The sequence below is a fragment of the Entomomonas sp. E2T0 genome (assembly GCF_025985425.1).
Lineage (GTDB): Bacteria > Pseudomonadota > Gammaproteobacteria > Pseudomonadales > Pseudomonadaceae > Entomomonas.
The window spans coordinates 379,789-399,024 of record NZ_CP094972.1 but is presented as its reverse complement, the minus strand read 5'-3'; the positions used below and the strand labels follow the sequence as shown (position 1 = coordinate 399,024).

Here is a 19,236-nt window from a genome sequence, read left to right as displayed (position 1 = left end):
ATGGAATGAGTAAATATGGTAGTCTCTTTGAGCGATTAGCAGGTGTACCTGAAACCAGAAAAAAGCTTGATGACGAGACTGCCATTACTCTTTCTATTGCTGATCATTTAGCAAAGATGTTAAGTACCAGAGCAGGTAGTGTACAAACATTACCTGATTATGGTTTGCCTGACTTAAATGATTTAAATCTGTCGTTACATGACTCGCTACAACAGTCACGAACAGCGATTGAACGGTTTGTAGAAGCTTATGAACCTAGATTATCTGAAGTTAGGGTAGTTCCTTTGCCTAGGACCCATGACCCATTAAACCTATCTTTTACTATTGAGGGAATGATAGAGGTGGGAGGCATGAAAAGAGAAGTATCTTTTTCTGCTGCTTTAAATGGTTCAGGACAAGTGAAAATAAAGAAACGTTATTATAGTTAATAGAGAGTTTCTAAGGAGTTTCATTCAGTGTCGTTTAATTATTATTACCTACAAGAGTTAACAGCCCTGCGTCGTATGGGTAAGCAGTTTGCGCAAAGAAATCCTGCGTTAGCTCCATTCATTGGTGATGGTAGTCGTGACCCTGATGTTGAGCGTTTATTAGAAAGTTTTGCTTTTTTAACTGGACGTTTAAGACAACGTTTGGATGATGAGCTGCCAGAATTAGCCCATTCATTAATGAACTTGTTATGGCCAAACTATATGCGGTCATTGCCTGCATTTAGCATCGTAGAATTTGATGCAGTGCAAGAAACAGAGGATTGTATAACGTTACCTCGACAATCAATGATTAATTCAGTTCCTGTTGATGGAACAGTTTGTCAATTTCAAACTTGCTTTGAAACAAAAATATATGCCTTACAATTGGATAGTGTGGATTACGCCATTAAAAATGGTGGGGCTATTTTTAGCTTAAAGTTACTGTTGAATGGTGAAGGTGATTTAATTGGTGCCCCACTCGATAGTTTAAGGCTACATTTGGCTGGTGAGCGTTATATTAGCCAAATGTTATACCTTTGTTTATTACGCCATCTTGAAGATATTCAGTTGATTCCTTTAAATGAAAAAGGGGAGCCTTTTACTGATAGTAATGGCAATATTCTAGGGGCAAAAACAATAGGTCCTGAGAATATTAAGGCAGTGGGTTATGCTGAAAATGAGGCATTATTACCTTATCCTGCTAATACTTTTCGTGGTTATCGCTATATTCAAGAATATTTTGCTTTTCAAGATAAATTTTTATTTGTTGATCTTGAAAAGCTAAACGTTTTAAAGACATTGCCTGAGGATATTTTAGAGCGAGCAAAAGGGGTAATGGTTCGCTTTAATATTCGTAAAGCTAATATGCAACGGATCCAACCGACTACGGAAAATATTCGGTTATATTGTACACCTGTGGTTAATTTATTTTCACATAGTGCGATGCCTATTAATTTTACGGGTACTGATAATGAATACCATATTCTACCAAGCATTAATACACCAGGGCACTATGAGGTATTTTCGGTAGATAAAGTGGTTGGTTGGAGTAATACTCGTAGTGAGTATAAAGAATATGTACCCTTTGAATCTTTTGAACATGATGCTAGCTTTGATGTAGATGAAGTAAAGCCTTATTACTTTATTAGAAAGGAAAAGTCTATCACCCATGATGGGTTAGATACTTATTTACGTTTTGCTAGTAAAGATAGCACTATTTTTTCAGGAGATACTCTATCTATTGATTTAAGTTGTACCAACCAGAACCTTCCTAAACAATTAAGGGTAGGTGATATTTGTGTAGCAACCGAAAGTATTCCTGATAATTTAGTGTTTAGAAATATTGTACCACCTACCGCAAGTTATACACCACCGATAGAAACTGGTTTCTTATGGCGTATTATCAGCAATATGTCATTGAACTATTTATCGTTAGCGGATGTGGAGCCTTTAAAGGTTGTATTAGAAACTTATGATTTTCCGCGTTATTACGATCAGCAAAAAGAACGGGTTAGTCGAAGATTATTAGCAGGTTTAAAAGATATTAAATATAAGCCTGTTGATAGATTACATAAAGGATTACCTTTACGTGGTATTAGAACAGAAATAACTATCAATCCAGAAGGTTATATTGGTGATGGCGATTTATTTTTGTTTGCGTCTATGTTGAATGAGTTTTTTGTACTCTATGTGAGTTTAAATTCATTCCATGAGCTCGTAGTACATAGTACTCATAACCAAACTTATAAATGGCCATTACGTATAGGGCAGCAGGCCTTATTATGATGTTAGGAATGGTAAGGGCATGACTGCTAAAAATATTTATTATCGAGAAAATGTTAAAGAATATCTTCCCATATTGCCTTTATGGCATAAGCAAAATGTTAGAAAGTACTCGTTATTTCAAGGTGTGCTATTAACGATAGATTATCTGCGTAGTATTACATCTGATGCGGTTACTGATGAAGAATTGTACGAGCGTATTGAGTTTGTAGCGAATCCTAGTTTGGGATTTCCTACCTGTGATATTGAATATATTGAATTTTTTATTGAGAACGAACAAGTTCGAGTAAAAATGCGGATTAATCCATTGGGATTAATTGGTGCTAATTCGCCAATGCCAGTTTTCTATGGTGAGCAAGCGCTTGGTGATAGTACAGAGGAAGATAATACTACAAGGGATTTTTTAAATTATTTTAATGATCGCTTACAGCGATTATTACTGCCTATTTGGAAAAAATATCGTTATTACGCTTTTTATCAGTCAGGTGCAATGGATGTTTTTTCAGCAAAGTTGTTTTCATTAATAGGCCTAGGGCATGATGCATTAAGAAAGTCAGATAATTTAAATTGGAAACGATTATTGCCTTATTTGGGAATGATTAGTTTACGGGCACATTCAGCAGTATTGGTTGAGGCGGTATTAAGGTATTACTTTAAACATTCAGATATTTTTGTAGAGCAATGTATTGAGCGTAGAGTAAGTATTGCCGAGGATCAACTAAATCGGTTGGGTTTAAGTAACAGTATAATGGGAGATACCCTCGTAATAGGTACTGAGGTGCGTGATAGAGGTGGTAAGTTTCGGATTCATATTTTGAAATTAACATGGGATCGCTTCCATCAGTTTTTACCGATTTATAAAGAGTATGGTCAATTGAGCACACTAGTTGGCTTTATATTGCGAGATCCTTTAGATTACGACATTAAGTTGCAATTATTAAAGGATGAGATAAGAGATTTAACAATAGGGGATGAGAGTGAGTGTCTCCTAGGTTGGACAAGTTGGCTAGGCAAAGAAATGGCTGATGGCGAAATTTTATTAAAGAACCAAATGTAAAAGGGATTATTGATGATTAATATCGATTTGCAACAGTTAATCCAGGCATTAGATGCTCAAACTAGAAAAGAACTTGAAAAAGCTGCTGAGGGTTGTGTAGTAAGAGGGGGAAGTAAAGTATTAATAGAAGACATGTTACTTAGCATGTTAGCTACACCTGAAAGTTTACTTAATAAAGCGATCATAGATGCTGAAATTGAATTGGGTGAATTACTCTCTGTATTGCAGCCACGTGCAGAATCAAGTGAAACACAAAATCCAGTATTCTCAGTTGAGTTAGTACAATGGTTACAAGATGCCCTATTGTTAGCTAATTTAGAATTAGAAAGAAATTATGTAGATCAGGCTGCACTTATTTTAGCGTTTCTTCGCAATAGTATGCGTTATGTAGGAACTAAATATTACAAGCTACTTTCTACGATTGATGAGCAGCGTCTTAAAGATTTTGTATTGGCAGATCAAGTAGAACAGCAAAGTTCTGCTAATGTTATTAGAGAAGGTGCTGAATCATTTTTGAAGAAGTTTACTCATAATTTTACTCAGTTGGCACGTGATAATAAATTAGACCCTGTGTTATGTCGTGATGATGCTATTCGTCAAATGATCGATATTTTGGCACGCCGTAGAAAGAATAATCCTATTATTGTAGGCGAAGCAGGTGTTGGTAAAACAGCTGTGGTAGAAGGATTGGCGATTCGTATTGCAAAAGGCGATGTACCTGAAATCTTACAGAATGTTGAGTTGTTAACCTTAGATATGGGGCTTTTACAAGCTGGCGCTAGTATGAAAGGTGAGTTTGAGCGTCGCTTAAAAGGTTTAATTGATGAGGTTAAAGCGTCACCTAAACCCATTATTCTATTTATTGATGAAGCGCATACGATGATTGGTTCAGGTGGAGATGCAGGTGGCTCAGATGCTGCAAACTTATTAAAACCTGCACTTGCACGTGGTGAGCTTTGCACCATTGCAGCCACTACATGGTCTGAATATAAAAAGTATTTTGAAAAGGATGCTGCATTAGCCCGTCGTTTCCAAGCAGTACAATTACATGAACCAACTATTGAAGAAGCTGTGACTATTTTACGTGGTTTAGCACCTGTTTATGAGCACAGCCATGGCATCTATTTAAGAGATGATTCAGTGGTTGCAGCAGCAGAGTTGTCCGCTCGTTATTTAGCAGGTCGTCAATTACCTGATAAGGCAGTTGATCTATTAGATACGGCCAGTGCGCGAGTGAAAATTAGTTTGGCTTCGGCACCTGAGCAAATTGAAACACTACGTAATCGTATTTCTATTGATGAAAGACAATATGAAGCATTAACCCGTGATAAGTTAGCAGGTATTAAAACTGATCAAGAAGTGCTTGATACACTAGAAAAAACTTTAACTGAAAATAGAGTTAAGTTAGAGCAATTAAACGAACAGTGGCAACATCAAAAAGAGCTTGCGGAACAACTATTAGGCTTAAGAAAACAATATAGCCAATTGCAGAAAGTCAAAACTGATTTAGAGCTTGAGTTAGTTAATGAACAGCAAGAAGTATCTGTTACAGAAGTAACAGATACTATCGTTGAGGAAGTTACAGAGCAGGGTGAGCATATTGTTGAGGAAGTAATAGAGGCTGTCACAGTAAAAGTAACTCCTGAGCAAGTGGCTGAACAATTAAAGCAAGTTCAAGAAGAGCTTAACAAGACTCATGAGTTACTTGATAAAGCACAGGAAACAGAAAGTCTGGTTAGTTTTGAAGTATGTCCAAGATTGATAGCAGAAGTGATTAGTAACTGGACTGGTATTCCTGTTGAGCAGTTAGCTAGAGAGCATAATGCACGGGTAATGCAATTTGCTGAAGACTTAAGAGAGCGAGTTCGTGGACAAGAGCAAGCAGTTGTAGCCTTAGATAAAGCTATTCGTACTTCTGCTGCTGGTTTGAATCGTCCAGAAACTCCTGTTGGTGTATTCTTATTTGTTGGTCCTAGTGGTGTAGGTAAAACTGAAACAGCGCTGGCGCTCTCTGATTTACTTTATGGTGGTGATCGTTTCTTAACAGTTATTAATATGTCAGAGTTCCAAGAGAAGCATACGGTTTCTCGCTTAATCGGTTCTCCACCGGGCTATGTGGGTTATGGTGAGGGTGGCATGTTAACTGAGGCAGTACGTCAAAAACCTTATTCAGTTATTTTATTAGATGAAGTCGAAAAGGCCGATCCAGATGTAATGAATCTGTTCTATCAAATTTTTGATAAAGGTATAGCTAATGATGGTGAGGGTAGAGAAATTAACTTTAGAAATACCCTTATTATTATGACTTCAAATCTTGCTAGTGATCGGATTGTAGCACTTTGTAAAGATGGTGCTCGTCCATCGCCAGAAGCGTTAGAAGATGCAATTAGACCAGCCCTCAGTCAACATTTTAAACCTGCATTATTAGGACGGATGAAGGTTATTCCTTATTATCCTGTAGATGGTGAAGTGTTACATGAGTTGATTGAATTAAAATTAGGTCGTTTAGCTCATCGTATGCAACAGCGTAAATTAGAATTAACTTATGATAAAGCCTTGGTTGATGTGTTGGCTGAGCGTTGTACATACAGTGATAGTGGTGCACGTCTTATTGATTCATTATTAGATCAATATATTGTGCCTCATATTACAGATCGTTTACTGGCAGCAATGGCAACTAAGGAAGAGTTAAAACGTGTCAATATTGTGGTAGGAGAAGATAAAGCTGTAGTTTGTGAGTTTTATTGAGATTAGTTATGGATAATGTAGCGGCCAAATATTATTCCTCTTTAATTGAGGCGGAAAGTACACAGGATTTAATTGCTTGTGTGCTTGCTGTGGCTACTACATTAACATCAGCAGAGTTAGCACAATTATATTTGCTAGATCAAAGTAAAACTAAATTAAATCTTTACGGACAATCCTTTGCAGGTAAAATGTTATTAAAGCAAGATATCTCTTGTGATTATTACAATGATGTATTGCTGCAATATTGTTTAACTCAGAATAAGTCAATTATTTCAGAGGACATAAATAGCCTTTTATTAGAGCATAATTTTTTACCACAGAGTACTGTAAAGAGTTGGCGCAGTTTATTAGTATTACCATTATTGAATAAGCAACAGCATATTTATGGTTTATTAGTTTGTGCAGGTTATAAAGTAATAGACTGGCATGATAAGCTAACTTCTTTAGAATCTTTTTGTCGATTGATGTTAATTCAGTATAATCGACTAATAACATTGCAGGTTAAACAACAGCAGCCTCTAAAAGTAGAGAAGGAAAGTGCAATAACTAATAAGCACTATGGTTTAGTGGGTAGTAGCCAAGCAATGAAAAAAGTTTATTCATTGATTAGCAAAGTGTTACATACTCCTTATACTGTTTTAATAACAGGTGAAACAGGAACAGGGAAAGAATTAGTAGCTAAAGCTATTCACCAATATAGTTCAAGAAAGAGTAAGCCTTTTATTGTACAGAATTGTGCTTCTATGCCAGAAGCTTTATTGGAAAGTGAGCTATTTGGTTATTGTAAGGGGGCTTTTACTGGTGCTGATAAAGATTATTTAGGACTGTTTAGAGAAGCAGATGGTGGTACCTTATTTTTAGATGAAATAGGTGATATGCCACTAGTGTTACAAGCAAAATTATTAAGAGTATTACAAGAGAGTGAAGTAAGGCCATTGGGAAGTAGTAAAACGTATAAAGTAAATGTACGTATTATTGCTGCGACTCATCGTCATTTATTAGATGAAATTGGTAAGGGAAGTTTTAGAGAAGACCTTTATTATCGTTTAGCTAAATTCCCAATAGAGTTACCCCCGTTAAGAGATAGGGATGATGATATTGTAGAGTTGGTTGATTTTTTTATAAATAAGACCTGTCAGTTTTTAGATAGAAAGAGAAGTGTTGTAACTCAGGATTTTATGGATAAATTATTAAGTTATTCTTTTCCAGGAAATATTCGTGAGTTAAAAGGTTTATTAGAAAGAGCCATTTTATTGGCAGATGATGAGTTGTTAGAAGATCAATATTTACAATTGGACGTTAATAAACAGCGAAAAGATCAGGATAATAACTTTAAAGACAGTGTTGCTAATTATGAGCGTGAGCACTTAGTGAAAAGCTTACGAAGTAATCAAGGAAATCAGACTAAAACAGCTAAACAATTAGGAATTTCAAGGCGTACGCTGATATATAAATTGCAGAAATTAAATATATCAAAAGAAGAATTTTTGGTTTAATGAGAGGGTAATAGATCCAATGGTTACTATTAATAAATTGATAATGTTGTTGTTATTAGGTGTTTTTATCAGTGGTTGTGCTGGTAATTACAAAACGAGTGATGATAGATATAGATCTATCGGTCAGCCACCTATAGTCATTGATAACAAAACAAAATAAAGGTAATTATTGTGGAACTTATTTTAGAGATCATCAGTGATCAGCAGTTTGCTGATAATACTGTCGTTAGTAAAGAGTTTAAAAGTGCGGGTGGGGTGATTGGTCGTGCGCCTGATTGTGATTGGATTATTGCTGATCCAAAGCGTTATGTGTCAGGGCATCATGCATTGATTACTACTAAAAATAATCAGTTTTATATTACTGATACTAGTAGTAATGGCACTATTCTAAAAAATACAGGTTCAAGATTACCTGCTGGCGAACAATTTCTTATTGAGCACGGTGCTGTGTTTTCAATGGGAGATTATGATATTCGTGCTCGTTTAGTTTATGATCCTGAAGTATTTGAAAATGTAGTAGGAAAGTCTGTGGAAGCAGGTAGTATTATTCCTGATGATGCTTTCTTAGATTTGGATCCAATTAAAGCGATTGAGCAACAGCCATTCCAATATGTGGATATGGATGAATTAGCAGACTTTATGAAAGCCAACGAACAACAGGATGGTGAGCAGCGTAAGGATTATGCAAGGGTTGATATTGAAAGTTTAGAAATTCCTCAATTAGTAGAGGATAAAATGCCTGAACCAGTTAAAGCTACACCAACTCCTGTATATGTACCACCGCCAGCTACACCAACTAAATTTTCTAGTGATTTTTGGGATAAGTTTGCAGCAGAGTTAGGGATTGATATAGCAAAGTTAGATGAGACTGAAAGAGAGCAGTTAGCTATTCATACGGCTAAACTGTTTAAGCAATGTATTGCAGGTATCCAACAAAGTTTGCGGACACGTTCTGATTTGAAAAATGAGTTACGGTTGCCTATTACTACAGTGCAAGCAACAGGTAATAATCCATTACGTTATACAGTTGATGCAGAAAGTGCTATTAATGATTTATTGAAAAAGCATAACCCTAATCAATTAACCCCAGAACAAGCAATTAATCGTGCATTTAGGGATTTGCAAGCACATCAAGTCGCTTTATTAGCCGCTTGTCGTGGTGCTGTGCGTAGTGTTATTCACCAGTTCTCACCAGCACAATTAATTTTAGCGTTCGAGCAACGTGGTGATAAGGGAGTGATCAAAGGTAGTGCTTGGAAATGGCGTACCTATTGTCGTTACCATAACTTATTACAACAAGATGCAGAGTGGAGTGATCGTTTATTTAGCAAAGACTTCACCACCTATTACGAAGAGCAAGTGCGTTTATTAGCTTCATTGAATGATGATTAAGGAGTAATACAGATGGCAAAATTGAGAATAATAAGCTTGTTGTTGATGGCAGTTTTATTGTCTGGTTGTTCTTGGATGAATCCTTACTCAGATGTTACTAAAGTTAATATTCGTTTAAACGGTAGTGATTATCTTAATCCAGATTTAAGAGGCAGACCTTCACCAGTGGTTGTACGCATTTTTGAATTAAAAAATGCAGTTAACTTCACCAATGCAGATTTTTTTAGTTTATATAATGATGCAAAAAATGTATTAGGTGAGGACTTAGTTGCTGTTGAGGAAATGGAGTTAACGCCTAGACAAAAAATACATTTACGTTACCGTGTGGCAGAAACCAGCCAGTATGTAGGTATTATTGCTGCTTACCGTGATTTATCAACAGCTACTTGGCGTTATGTAGTTAAAACTGTACCAAAAGAAAAGCTTTATGTGAATGTGGTGTTAACAAGCGATGGTATCTATCAGAATACAGACCCTAGAGCTTATAAAGTTAACGAAACTTTGCCAATGAATGAAAGATAATTGAGGTAGGCATTATTATTATGAGTATCCAAAAAGTAGTTTGGCGAGAAGGGATGTTATTAAGACCTCAGCACTTTCAACACAGTGACAGGTATTATAATCATCAATTAGCTGTGCGCACTCAGTTATCATCCAGTAATACATGGGGATTTATTTCTTTGCAGATAGATCCCCAGTATTTGAATATGGGAAAGATTGTCGTTAATGAAGCTAAAGGGGTATTACCTGATGGTTCATTCTTTGATATTAGACAGGAATTAGAGCCATTAACTTTAGATATTCCTACTAATACAAACAATAAACCTGTTTATTTGGCATTACCGTTAACTACAGATAACCATATTGAAACCAGAGAAGCTTCACAAACTGACGTGTTAGCTCGTTATGTAATGCGTGAAGTTGAAGTGGTTGATTCAAATACTGCTGATTCTAATATTATTATGATTAACTGTTGTCAGCCTGATTTTAGATTGATTCTAGGTGACGAAGAGAATAACAGTGCCTTTGTATGTTTGAAAATATGTCATATTTTAGATTGTAGTTCTGACAAAACGATTGTGTTAGATAGTGAGTATGTGCCTACTTATTTAAATTTACATGCCTCTTCAGTTTTATTGTCATCTCTAAAAGAGGTGATCAGTATGTTAGTGCATCGTGGTGATCGTTTAGCAGAAAGAATTAACGCCAGTGGTAAAACACAAAGTGCGGAAGTAGGCGATTTGTTAATGTTGCAATTAATTAATCGGGTTGAACCTCTATTGCGTCATTATTTACGAGCAGATAAGGCACATCCAGAGGATGTCTATAAAGAGTTACTTTATCTATATGGTGAATTAGCTACTTATGCGAGTGAAAGTAAACGTCCAAGTATCGATTACTACTATATGCATAGTGATCAAGGATTATGTTATAGAAAGTTAATGGAAAGACTTCGTCAAGTATTGTCAATGGTACTTGAACAGCACGCTATTGAGCTGCTGCTACAACAGCGTGCTTATGGTATTCAAGTATCACCATTACACGATCATACTATGCTTAGTAATTCGAAGTTTATCTTGGCGGCGAGTGCTTCTTGTGATCCTGAGTACTTACGCAAAAATTTACCTGCATACTTGAAGTGTGGTCCTGTAGAACGTATTCGTCAGTTAGTGAATTTGCATTTACCGGGTGTTAAGGTGAAGTCATTACCAGTAGCGCCTAGACAAATACCGTTCCATTCTGGAAAAATTTATTTTGCTTTAGAGTTAAGTTCTGATGATCTTGCCCAATTTGAAAGTTCAGGTGGTTTTGCTTTCCATGTGTCGGGTAGCTTTGACAATCTGGATCTTAAATTCTGGGCGATTCGTAACTAAATCAGAGAAGAAAGTATATGGAAAGAGATGATAAAACGGTCATTAGTAGTAGATTTAATGACAGCAATACCAGTTCAGTACCATTATTAACTGATATTTCTGATGCGCCAAACTATGCTTCACTAGATGACAAAATGGTGTTTGCAGCAAGATTACGTCCAGTTGACGAAAACATTGTAGGATTAAATCCTCTGATTTCAGCTGGTGCTCATATTCTTTCTGAAGTGGTACGGTTACGTAATAATGCGCCACCTGAAGATTTAGAGTCATTACAACATAATTATATTGAAGCGATTAAACGTTTTGAGCGTATAGCCTTACAAAGTGGTGTGGAAAATAGCCAAGTGATGAGTGCGCGTTATGTAATGTGTACGGTATTAGATGAGGCAGTTGTTTGTACTAGTTGGGGTGTGGAAAGTGCTTGGGCAAAATATAGCTTGCTTGCTTCTTTTCATAATGAAACGTTTGGTGGTGAAAAAGTTTTCCAATTATTAGATCGCATTACTCGTAATCCTGTTAAGTATTTACCTTTAATTGAATTAATTTATGTTTGTTTATCGTTAGGTTTTGAAGGTAAATATCGTGTAATGAACCGTGGAACACTTGAACTAGAGGCTATTAGAGATAGTTTATATCGCCAAATTAAGCAGTTGCGTGGTGATGTACCTAAGGCCTTATCTCCACAATGGCAAGGATTGCAACCATATCGTAGAGGTTTGATTAAAATTGTGCCTTGGTGGATGGTAGTTATCTTTACTATTATTTGTTTAGTTATTATGTATTCTGGTTTTGCCTTTGTACTAAATCAAGAGCGTAAGCAGTCATTAGAACCTTACCATACACTAGATACTACTTTAACTTCAGAAACTAAAAATAACACACAGTGATAAGGGACTTTTCGATGAAAAGATTTTTTAGAAAATTAGCTGTTTTTTTCAAAAAAAGATGGGTTTGGACACTGTGTATTGCATTGTTTTTAGCATTGCTTGTATGGTTCTTATTTCCTTATTTTGGTTTTGGCGAATCAAAACCATGGGAATCAAGCACATCTCGTTTAGTGACTATTTGTATTATTTTCCTATTATGGGGATTGTTATTAGTTTTTCTAAATTGGCGAGAAACGGCAAAACAAAAGAAAAAACTTACTTCTGATCAAGCTCAGGAAAAGTTAATTGTTGAAGAAAAAATACATGAAGAACGCCAAGCTGTAACTTCCTTATATAAAAAGGCGATGCAGACTCTTAAGAAGTCGAGTATTTATAAAGGCAGAAGTCAAGGTTGGAAGCATGATTTACCTTGGTATTTATTGATAGGTCCAGAGTCTAGTGGTAAAACGAGTATTTTAGATTTCTCTGGATTAAATTTTCCACTTAACCAAATTGAGCAGCGTCTCACTAAAAATATCGAGGGTACACGTTATTGTGAGTGGTATTTTGCTGAGAATGGTGTAGTAGTAGATACATCTGGTCGCTATTTCTCTCAAGAAAATAGTGAAGTTGATAATGCAGGTTGGTTAACACTATTAAATTTATTACGCCGTCGTAAAAGAAGCAGACCACTAAATGGTGTGTTAGTAAATGTGCCTGTTGATGACTTGTTAAGTCATGATGAGGTTCATTTGGAGCGTATTGCTCGTCAAACACGTGCAAGGTTACATGATATTCAACAGCGTTTAGGTACAGAATGTCCTGTTTATATTTTATTTAGTAAAGCTGATCATATTATTGGTTTTAATGAGTTCTTTGATAATATTTCCCAAGAGGAAAGTGCCCAAGTATTGGGAGTAACCTTTACTAAAGAGCAGAAAGTAGTCAGTGCTGATCTAACTCGTTTTGAGTTTGAAAGATTATTGGAACGTTTGAATAAACAAGTTGTTAATAACTTGCATCAAGAGCGTGATATTCAACGTCGTGGCAAAATATTAGATTTTCCTTACCAATTTAATTTGATTGCTGAGCAGCTATGTTTATTTATTGAACTGGCAACTACAGGTAATCGTTATCAAGAGGCTAGTCATCTAAGAGGTTTCTATTTCATGAGTGCCCCTCATGTGACAGAACATCTTGATGAACATACAGTTAGAATTGGTAGAAATTTAGGACTTTCTAGTAAAGCATTGCCTGTTTATCGTCAAGGTAAACCTCGTTTCCTTTATCAATTGTTTACTTCTGTTATTTTCCCTGAGTCAGAATTAGCGACACTCGATGAAACGGAAAGAAAGCGTCTTAGCTGGAAACAAAGAAGTTTATATATTGGCTCAGTAGCTACCTTAGCTGGGGTTGGATTGCTTTGGGGATATAGTTTTTCTGCTAATAATAACTATTTGAAGCAAACTAATGAGTTAGGTGTATTGTTAGCTAAACAGCACACTGAGCTAATTCCTAAAGGTGATTTGTCACAGCTAGAGTCTGTGCTAAATACTAGTTATAAAGCATATAAAGTATTTCCTACTGATAAAGATTTATCAGTAACCCATCAATTGGGGCTTTATCAAGGTGAAAAAACAACACCTACTGTTTTAATAACTTATCATGATGAGTTATTAAAACAAATGTTGCCAGCTGTAGCTCGCCAGTTAGAAGCACAAATTAGATCGAATTTTACTAATAGAGAGAAACTGTTAAATAGTTTACGTGCTTATCTCATGTTAAATTATGAAAAACATCGTGATAAAGAGTATTTGGCAGCAACAATGACTGATTATTGGGCTAATATCTATCCAAATAATACAGAGCTACAAGATGATTTAGAAGGTCATTTTAATAGATTATTGGCGCTAGATTTTGTTTATCCTATTAATGATGAATTGGTTGCACAGGCTAGACGTGTTCTAAGTAACGAACCTTTAGCTAATCTTGTTTACAATTCAATGAAACAAGATGCAAAAATATTACCTGATTATGTTTTATCGCAACACTTGGGTTCACAAGGCTATTTGATTAAAGGGGCTGATAAAAAGATAGCAGGTTTCTTTACTAAGTCTGGCTATAATCAATATTTCTTATCTAAGAAAGCATTAGATTTTATTACCAAGACATTAAGGGATAATTGGGTATTAGGTAGTGCTGATACGTTATCTCCTGCTGAGTTACAAAAAATATTGGTACAGGTAGAACAGTTATACTTTATTGATTATACAGATCAATGGAGCAATACAATTGGTGGCTTGAAAGTGGCTAATGTTAACTCTTTCCCTGAGAGTGATTCACAGCTAACAGGTTTAACAGCAGCTAATAGTCCATTCTTATTATTGCTGGGTGAAATTAAAGAGCATACTAAATTACCAGGTATTGTTCCTGAACCTGACGAAGATGATAAAGATGTTATAGCTGATAAAACAGGTGCAATTAATACTAATAGTTCTGTTAAACAAATGGCTAAACAAGCCACTAAGAAGGCAGCGATTAAAGGTGTTAATGCTGGTATTGATGGCGCGAAGAAATTAGCTGCAGCGGCTGTACCTGAGCAAGGTAAGAAACGGATGGTGCAAATGTTTACACCCTATCATCGATTATTATTAGATGATGGTTCACCTAGTTCTGACTATGCAGCTGCCTCTCAAGCGTTGAATGATCTTAACCAAAAAGTATCAATGCTTTCTAGAGATAGTGCTCCAGAACAAGCAGCGTTAGCATGGGCAAAAGATCGAATGGAAGGACAGCAAGATGCACTATCGGCTGTACAAAATGCTGTTAAGCGTTTACCTGCACCATTTGATAAGTGGTATACCCAAATAGCGGATGATAACTGGCGTATCATTTTAGCAAGTTCTTATAACTACATTAACCAAGCTTATAAGGCTAATGTGTATACATACTACAACAGCTCTATTAGAGGACGTTATCCATTTAATGGAAAAGCTAATACGGATGTGGCTATGTCTGACTTTATTCGCTTCTTTAAAGTAGGCGGCATCATGGATAGTTTCTATGAAAGTAATTTAAAGCCTTTTGTGTCAACAAATGGTAGTTACTATCAAGTGAAAACAATTGATGGTCGTGGTTTACCTATTAGTAGTGCCTCATTAGCTCAGTTTAGAGTTGTTCGTGTGATTCAGGGTGGTTTGTTTAGCGAAAACCCAGAACACCCAACAGTAAGTTTTAAACTTGAACCGCATTTCTTAGAGGTGACTTTAAGCCGAGTGATCTTACAAATTGGAGATCAAAAAATAGAGTATCGCCATGGTCCTATTTTATCTAATCGCTTTACGTGGCCAACAGAGAATGCGGATACCAGTGTAGTATCTGAGAAGTTTGAGGATTTATCAGGTAATCGTACTTTATATCAAACTGAGCCAGGCGCTTGGTCACTGTTTAGATTTATTGATCAAATGGAAATATCTTACGCTTCTGGACGTGATGTGATGATTCTAAAAACTAACGTAGATGGTAAATATGCTAACTACTTATTATCAACACAACGCTCACCTAATCCGTTTGATGTGAAAATATATCGTGCATTTGCTCTAAGGGATAATCTATAGCAATGTTATTACGAAGTGCTGCAAGGACAGATCAAGGCAAAGTAAGAGAAAAAAATGAAGATGCTTTTATCAACTACCCAGATCGAAAGATCTGGGCTGTTGCTGATGGTATGGGAGGTCATGATAACGGAGAGATTGCTAGCCGTATGGTGGTTGAGGCTTTAGCTGATCTTGAGTTGGCTCAGGATTTTGATGAGCGTGTAAAACAAATAACGCGTAGTTTAAGGTTTGTTAATAAGCAACTGACTCAACAGGATAAAACTGTTGTTAAAGGGCAGCTACCACCTATAATGGGAACAACGGTGGTTGCTTTATTGATAGAAGATTATCGAATGGCTTGTATTTGGGCTGGAGATAGTCGTTGTTATTTGTTTCGAAAAGGCAATATCTATCAAGTTACAAAAGATCATGCGGTTTGGCAAGAGTTAATGGATGAGCAACAACTTTCTATGCAAGAGGCTCAACAGCAAAAAGGTAGTTTTGCTTTAACTAGAGCAATTGGTGCTGATGAAGAACTAAGTCTGGGAATAGTAGAGATGGAAATCACCGAAGGTGATAGATTCTTGCTTTGTTCAGATGGAATTTATCAGTATGTTAGTTATGATCAGCTCTATCAAGCAATGAGTAAAGCATCACCTAATTTGGCCATTGAGCAATTGTTTCATGACGTGTTAGCTACAGAAGCAAAAGATAATTTAACAGCTATTATAGTCGTTCCATGAATGAGAAAAGCGAATTAACAGCAATGGCTAATGATAAGCCAATTTTAGACACTGAGTCAGTAAATAAAAATACTGATGAAGGTGTAATAGATTCTTCATCTATTATTGAAAGTCCTATTATTAGCAAAGATGATGCAAAACAGTCAGTAATAGCTACTGATGAATCTAAGGCCAAAGCGTTACCTGATATATTAGCTGGACGTTATAAACTTGAACGTATTTTAGGTGTTGGTGGTATGGCTGTTGTATATCGTGCCTATGATAAGTTAGCAGCACACTTTAAACATCCTTTCCCTTATGTCGCTGTAAAAATGTTTAAAGAAGAGTTTGCAGGTTTTGCTGATGCAAGTTACTTACTTTACAGTGAATATGCTTTACTTACCTCTTTAAACCATCCACATATCGTAAAAGCCTATCAATTTGATATCGATGTTGAAAGTGAACGTGCTTTTTTAACTTTAGAGTTTTTAAAAGGCTTAACACTTGATCAATGGTTGATGGAGAATCCATTAGGGGGGAATTTTAAAAAAATACAACCCATGCTGTTAGAGATCATTGATGCAATGTGTTATAGCCATCAACACAATACTATTCACGGTGACCTTAAGCCAAGTAATATTATGCTAACTAATGAAGGGTGCATATTATTTGATTATGGATTAGGTCAGGTATTAGTAGGGGAGCTTGCAAGATTACCTAAAATATCCAGAAACCGTTTTAATGCATGGACACCCAAATATGCTGCTCCTGAATTACTTGAGGATATTTCATTGACAACAAAAACAGACATATTTGCCTTATGTTGCATAATTTATGAGTTATTAACAGGTAAAAACCCTTATTATATTGATAAGAAAACTAAATATTCTGTTAGTCCACCTAAGCCTAAAGATTTATCAAAAAAACAATGGCAGGCATTAGCTTGTGGTTTAGCAATTAAACCACAAGAAAGAACTGTAACTGCTGAAGAGCTTAAAGAAGTTTTTCAATCTACTTCTAAACATTTCTTTTTTTGGTCTTAATGCAGTTGTGCAATAAGATGCACGTTATTTTTATAAATAGCTTTATTTTCTATACAACTTATTGAAAATATTATATTTAATGTGTTGAGCAAAGTTTTGTACAGTATGTGAAAAGAATTGCTCAATTTTTCATTAATTTATAGTGAGTTTTAGTAAAAAATATTCTTTATTTATTATTTGATAAATTAAAATTATTTTTTATTGTTAATTATCATTGTGTTATATATTTTTAATCGTTAATTTTTAAATATGGCATAAGCTTTGCTTTATACATAGTACCCTTAATTCAAAAACAAGTACTTTTATTTTTTATTTTAATTAATTTAGGAGAATACTATGCCAACTCCCGCGTATGTAACACTAGTAGGAACTAAGCAAGGTTTAATTACAGCTGGTACTTTTACTGAAGACTCAGTAGGTAACATCTATCAAGAAGGTCATGAGGACGAAGCACTTGTTCAAGCGTTTAGTCATGAAATTATTATTCCACGTGACCCTCAATCAGGTCAACCTACAGGTCAACGTGTACACAAGCCATTAATGATCACTAAAGTTTACGATAAAGCTTCTCCATTGATTTTCAATGCGTTAACTTCAGGTGAGCGTTTAAGCGAATGTACTATTAAATGGTACAGAACTTCTTCAGCTGGTGTACAAGAACATTATTTCACAGTTAAATTAGAAGATGCTGTGATCGTAGACGTAAAAGCATATATGCCTAACTGTCAAGATCCTGCGATGTCTCATTTCACTCACTTAGAAGATGTGTATATGACTTATCGTAAAATCATTTGGACTCACGAAGTTGCAGGTACTTCTGGTTCAGACGATTGGAGAGCACCTATCTCTGCTTAATTGTCAGAATAGTACTTCTATAGAGCTAAACTCCAGAAGAAACCCTCTTGCAGTTAATTTAACTGTAAGAGGGTTTTCTGTTGTGGCCAATATAGTTTAATTAAATGTACTCAAAGAGTGATGTTTGTTAAGTGGCTAATGGATGAAAGATTATACTATGAGAAGTAGAGCTATTAGCATCTAGATCTGGTTATATAAGAGCTAATGTAAGTAAATCTATTATTAGTCAGAGTTTTATTTTTGGCAGATTGAGTAAAATACCTAACATTATTGAACCTACATATTTGAGAAAAATATGAACTGAAATAAAGTTAGAGTTTAAAACAAAAAAAATCATTACTTTAAATATTATATCTTGTGTTTTTTTTGAAAATTATTATTAATTCATTCTGAAAGAAGCAAAAAGAATATTAATAAGCTTTATAATATGAAATATTCATTCTATGGAATTGCAATAAAGAAGTTTTGTCAAACCCAGTGCAGCACCAATTATTTAGATACTAAAAAGATGCCCCATTTTGACTAAAAAGACAATGCATGCAAATATATCGAACAGAACTAAAAGACCATCAACATTGGCAAAAGGAGAAGAAGTTTCTAAATATAAAATTATTACTAATAAAGATATTGAAGATGCTAAAAAACGTCTAGATGAAGCCTATACCGTAAACTATCCCCAACAACAAGCATTTATTAGAAAAGATGGTCGTGACTATATGTCTAATTTGGGTAAAGCCAAATGGGGATTTACCAGAAACCAATGCGACGATATAATAAATCTATGATGTATTAAAGCGTTTTATTAATGATAATGGTAATGAAGACTATGCTATAAAAATAGTTTTCGTTTTACTGATCAATCCAATATCGCCTATGTAATTTATACATGAAATAATATCTCTCCACTTTGTAGTACATAACCGTATGCCAACTGTTAATAAAGGATATAAAGGTACACCTGTAAATCAAACGATTACTTTAAAAAAGGCTATACCTTGGAGCTTAAGGTTGGGAAATTACTGAAGAAAAACCACGAGACCCTAAACAGCCTGAACACCACTATTGGGTTTATGGTGAGCTGAAAGATCCAGCCATTGCCCAAAATAATCCTTTTGTAGTTATTCAAATAGATGCCTTTATTAAAAATCTAGAGTATGATAGAACCAATAACGCACCGCCTTTAGATCAGGCGATTAAGCATTTGATTCCTGTATTAGAGAGTATACAAGTTTTTAATTACTGATTTTAATAAATCCTGATTCATGACTTCATTCAAGTGAGATATTTCCTTTTTCATCATAATATATGTTATGAGTAGAGCTATCTTTTTTATAAGCT

General features: G+C 35.3%; 14 protein-coding genes. All 14 read left to right on the top strand.

Annotated elements, in window-relative coordinates; translation table 11 throughout:
- The first annotated feature begins 5 nt into the window (after window positions 1-5).
- The 14 genes from tssE (at window position 6) to MTZ49_RS01890 (ending at window position 18,683) form a co-directional block, all read left to right on the top strand.
- Window positions 6-428 carry a type VI secretion system baseplate subunit TssE gene (gene tssE, locus MTZ49_RS01955; RefSeq protein ID WP_264746742.1) on the top strand — a complete coding sequence of 141 codons (423 nt, stop codon included), beginning with the start codon at window positions 6-8 and terminating at the stop codon, window positions 426-428.
- Window positions 429-455: 27 nt separating this feature from the next.
- Window positions 456-2,252, top strand: coding sequence for a type VI secretion system baseplate subunit TssF (tssF, locus tag MTZ49_RS01950; protein WP_264746741.1), 1,797 nt, complete (start codon window positions 456-458; stop codon window positions 2,250-2,252).
- A gap of 19 nt (window positions 2,253-2,271) precedes the next feature.
- A complete protein-coding gene (gene tssG, locus MTZ49_RS01945) occupies window positions 2,272-3,306 on the top strand; it encodes a type VI secretion system baseplate subunit TssG (protein WP_264746740.1) in 1,035 nt (344 codons plus the stop codon).
- A gap of 12 nt (window positions 3,307-3,318) precedes the next feature.
- Window positions 3,319-6,054: a type VI secretion system ATPase TssH gene (gene tssH, locus MTZ49_RS01940; protein WP_264746739.1), complete on the top strand. Its 2,736-nt coding sequence runs from the start codon at window positions 3,319-3,321 to the stop codon at window positions 6,052-6,054.
- Between the two features lie 8 nt (window positions 6,055-6,062).
- Window positions 6,063-7,550 carry a sigma-54 interaction domain-containing protein gene (locus MTZ49_RS01935; protein WP_264746738.1) on the top strand — a complete coding sequence of 496 codons (1,488 nt, stop codon included), beginning with the start codon at window positions 6,063-6,065 and terminating at the stop codon, window positions 7,548-7,550.
- A 171-nt stretch (window positions 7,551-7,721) separates the two neighbouring features.
- Entirely contained in the window at window positions 7,722-8,942 is a 1,221-nt protein-coding gene (gene tagH / locus MTZ49_RS01930) for a type VI secretion system-associated FHA domain protein TagH (protein ID WP_264746737.1), read from the top strand.
- 12 nt (window positions 8,943-8,954) lie between these two features.
- The gene (gene tssJ / locus MTZ49_RS01925) at window positions 8,955-9,464 is read left to right on the top strand and encodes a type VI secretion system lipoprotein TssJ (protein WP_264746736.1); all 510 of its coding nucleotides are present in this window, start codon (window positions 8,955-8,957) and stop codon (window positions 9,462-9,464) included.
- A 20-nt stretch (window positions 9,465-9,484) separates the two neighbouring features.
- Window positions 9,485-10,816 carry a type VI secretion system baseplate subunit TssK gene (gene tssK, locus MTZ49_RS01920; RefSeq protein ID WP_264746735.1) on the top strand — a complete coding sequence of 444 codons (1,332 nt, stop codon included), beginning with the start codon at window positions 9,485-9,487 and terminating at the stop codon, window positions 10,814-10,816.
- Window positions 10,817-10,833: 17 nt separating this feature from the next.
- Complete coding sequence (gene icmH, locus MTZ49_RS01915) at window positions 10,834-11,703, top strand: type IVB secretion system protein IcmH/DotU (protein ID WP_264746734.1); 870 nt, start codon at window positions 10,834-10,836, stop codon at window positions 11,701-11,703.
- A gap of 14 nt (window positions 11,704-11,717) precedes the next feature.
- Complete coding sequence (gene tssM / locus MTZ49_RS01910) at window positions 11,718-15,299, top strand: type VI secretion system membrane subunit TssM (RefSeq protein WP_264746733.1); 3,582 nt, start codon at window positions 11,718-11,720, stop codon at window positions 15,297-15,299.
- Window positions 15,300-15,301: 2 nt separating this feature from the next.
- The gene (locus MTZ49_RS01905; protein WP_264746732.1) at window positions 15,302-16,021 is read left to right on the top strand and encodes a PP2C family protein-serine/threonine phosphatase; all 720 of its coding nucleotides are present in this window, start codon (window positions 15,302-15,304) and stop codon (window positions 16,019-16,021) included.
- Window positions 16,018-17,043 carry a serine/threonine protein kinase gene (locus MTZ49_RS01900; protein ID WP_264746731.1) on the top strand — a complete coding sequence of 342 codons (1,026 nt, stop codon included), beginning with the start codon at window positions 16,018-16,020 and terminating at the stop codon, window positions 17,041-17,043. Before MTZ49_RS01905 ends, MTZ49_RS01900 begins: the two co-directional genes overlap by 4 nt.
- 336 nt (window positions 17,044-17,379) lie before the next feature.
- A complete protein-coding gene (locus MTZ49_RS01895) occupies window positions 17,380-17,898 on the top strand; it encodes an Hcp family type VI secretion system effector (protein ID WP_264746730.1) in 519 nt (172 codons plus the stop codon).
- 575 nt (window positions 17,899-18,473) lie between these two features.
- Window positions 18,474-18,683: a hypothetical protein gene (locus tag MTZ49_RS01890; RefSeq protein ID WP_264746729.1), complete on the top strand. Its 210-nt coding sequence runs from the start codon at window positions 18,474-18,476 to the stop codon at window positions 18,681-18,683.
- Window positions 18,684-19,236: the final 553 nt, after the last annotated feature.

Excerpts from the sequence above, each read along its gene's own strand:
- tssE (WP_264746742.1), top strand. The coding sequence starts at position 6 with ATGAGTAAATATGGTAGTCTCTTTGAGCGATTAGCAGGTGTACCTGAA.
- tssG (WP_264746740.1), top strand. The coding sequence starts at position 2,272 with ATGACTGCTAAAAATATTTATTATCGAGAAAATGTTAAAGAATATCTT.
- tssH (WP_264746739.1), top strand. The coding sequence starts at position 3,319 with ATGATTAATATCGATTTGCAACAGTTAATCCAGGCATTAGATGCTCAA.
- MTZ49_RS01935 (WP_264746738.1), top strand. The coding sequence starts at position 6,063 with ATGGATAATGTAGCGGCCAAATATTATTCCTCTTTAATTGAGGCGGAA.
- tssJ (WP_264746736.1), top strand. The coding sequence starts at position 8,955 with ATGGCAAAATTGAGAATAATAAGCTTGTTGTTGATGGCAGTTTTATTG.
- tssK (WP_264746735.1), top strand. The coding sequence starts at position 9,485 with ATGAGTATCCAAAAAGTAGTTTGGCGAGAAGGGATGTTATTAAGACCT.
- icmH (WP_264746734.1), top strand. The coding sequence starts at position 10,834 with ATGGAAAGAGATGATAAAACGGTCATTAGTAGTAGATTTAATGACAGC.
- tssM (WP_264746733.1), top strand. The coding sequence starts at position 11,718 with ATGAAAAGATTTTTTAGAAAATTAGCTGTTTTTTTCAAAAAAAGATGG.
- MTZ49_RS01905 (WP_264746732.1), top strand. The coding sequence starts at position 15,302 with ATGTTATTACGAAGTGCTGCAAGGACAGATCAAGGCAAAGTAAGAGAA.
- MTZ49_RS01900 (WP_264746731.1), top strand. The coding sequence starts at position 16,018 with ATGAATGAGAAAAGCGAATTAACAGCAATGGCTAATGATAAGCCAATT.
- MTZ49_RS01895 (WP_264746730.1), top strand. The coding sequence starts at position 17,380 with ATGCCAACTCCCGCGTATGTAACACTAGTAGGAACTAAGCAAGGTTTA.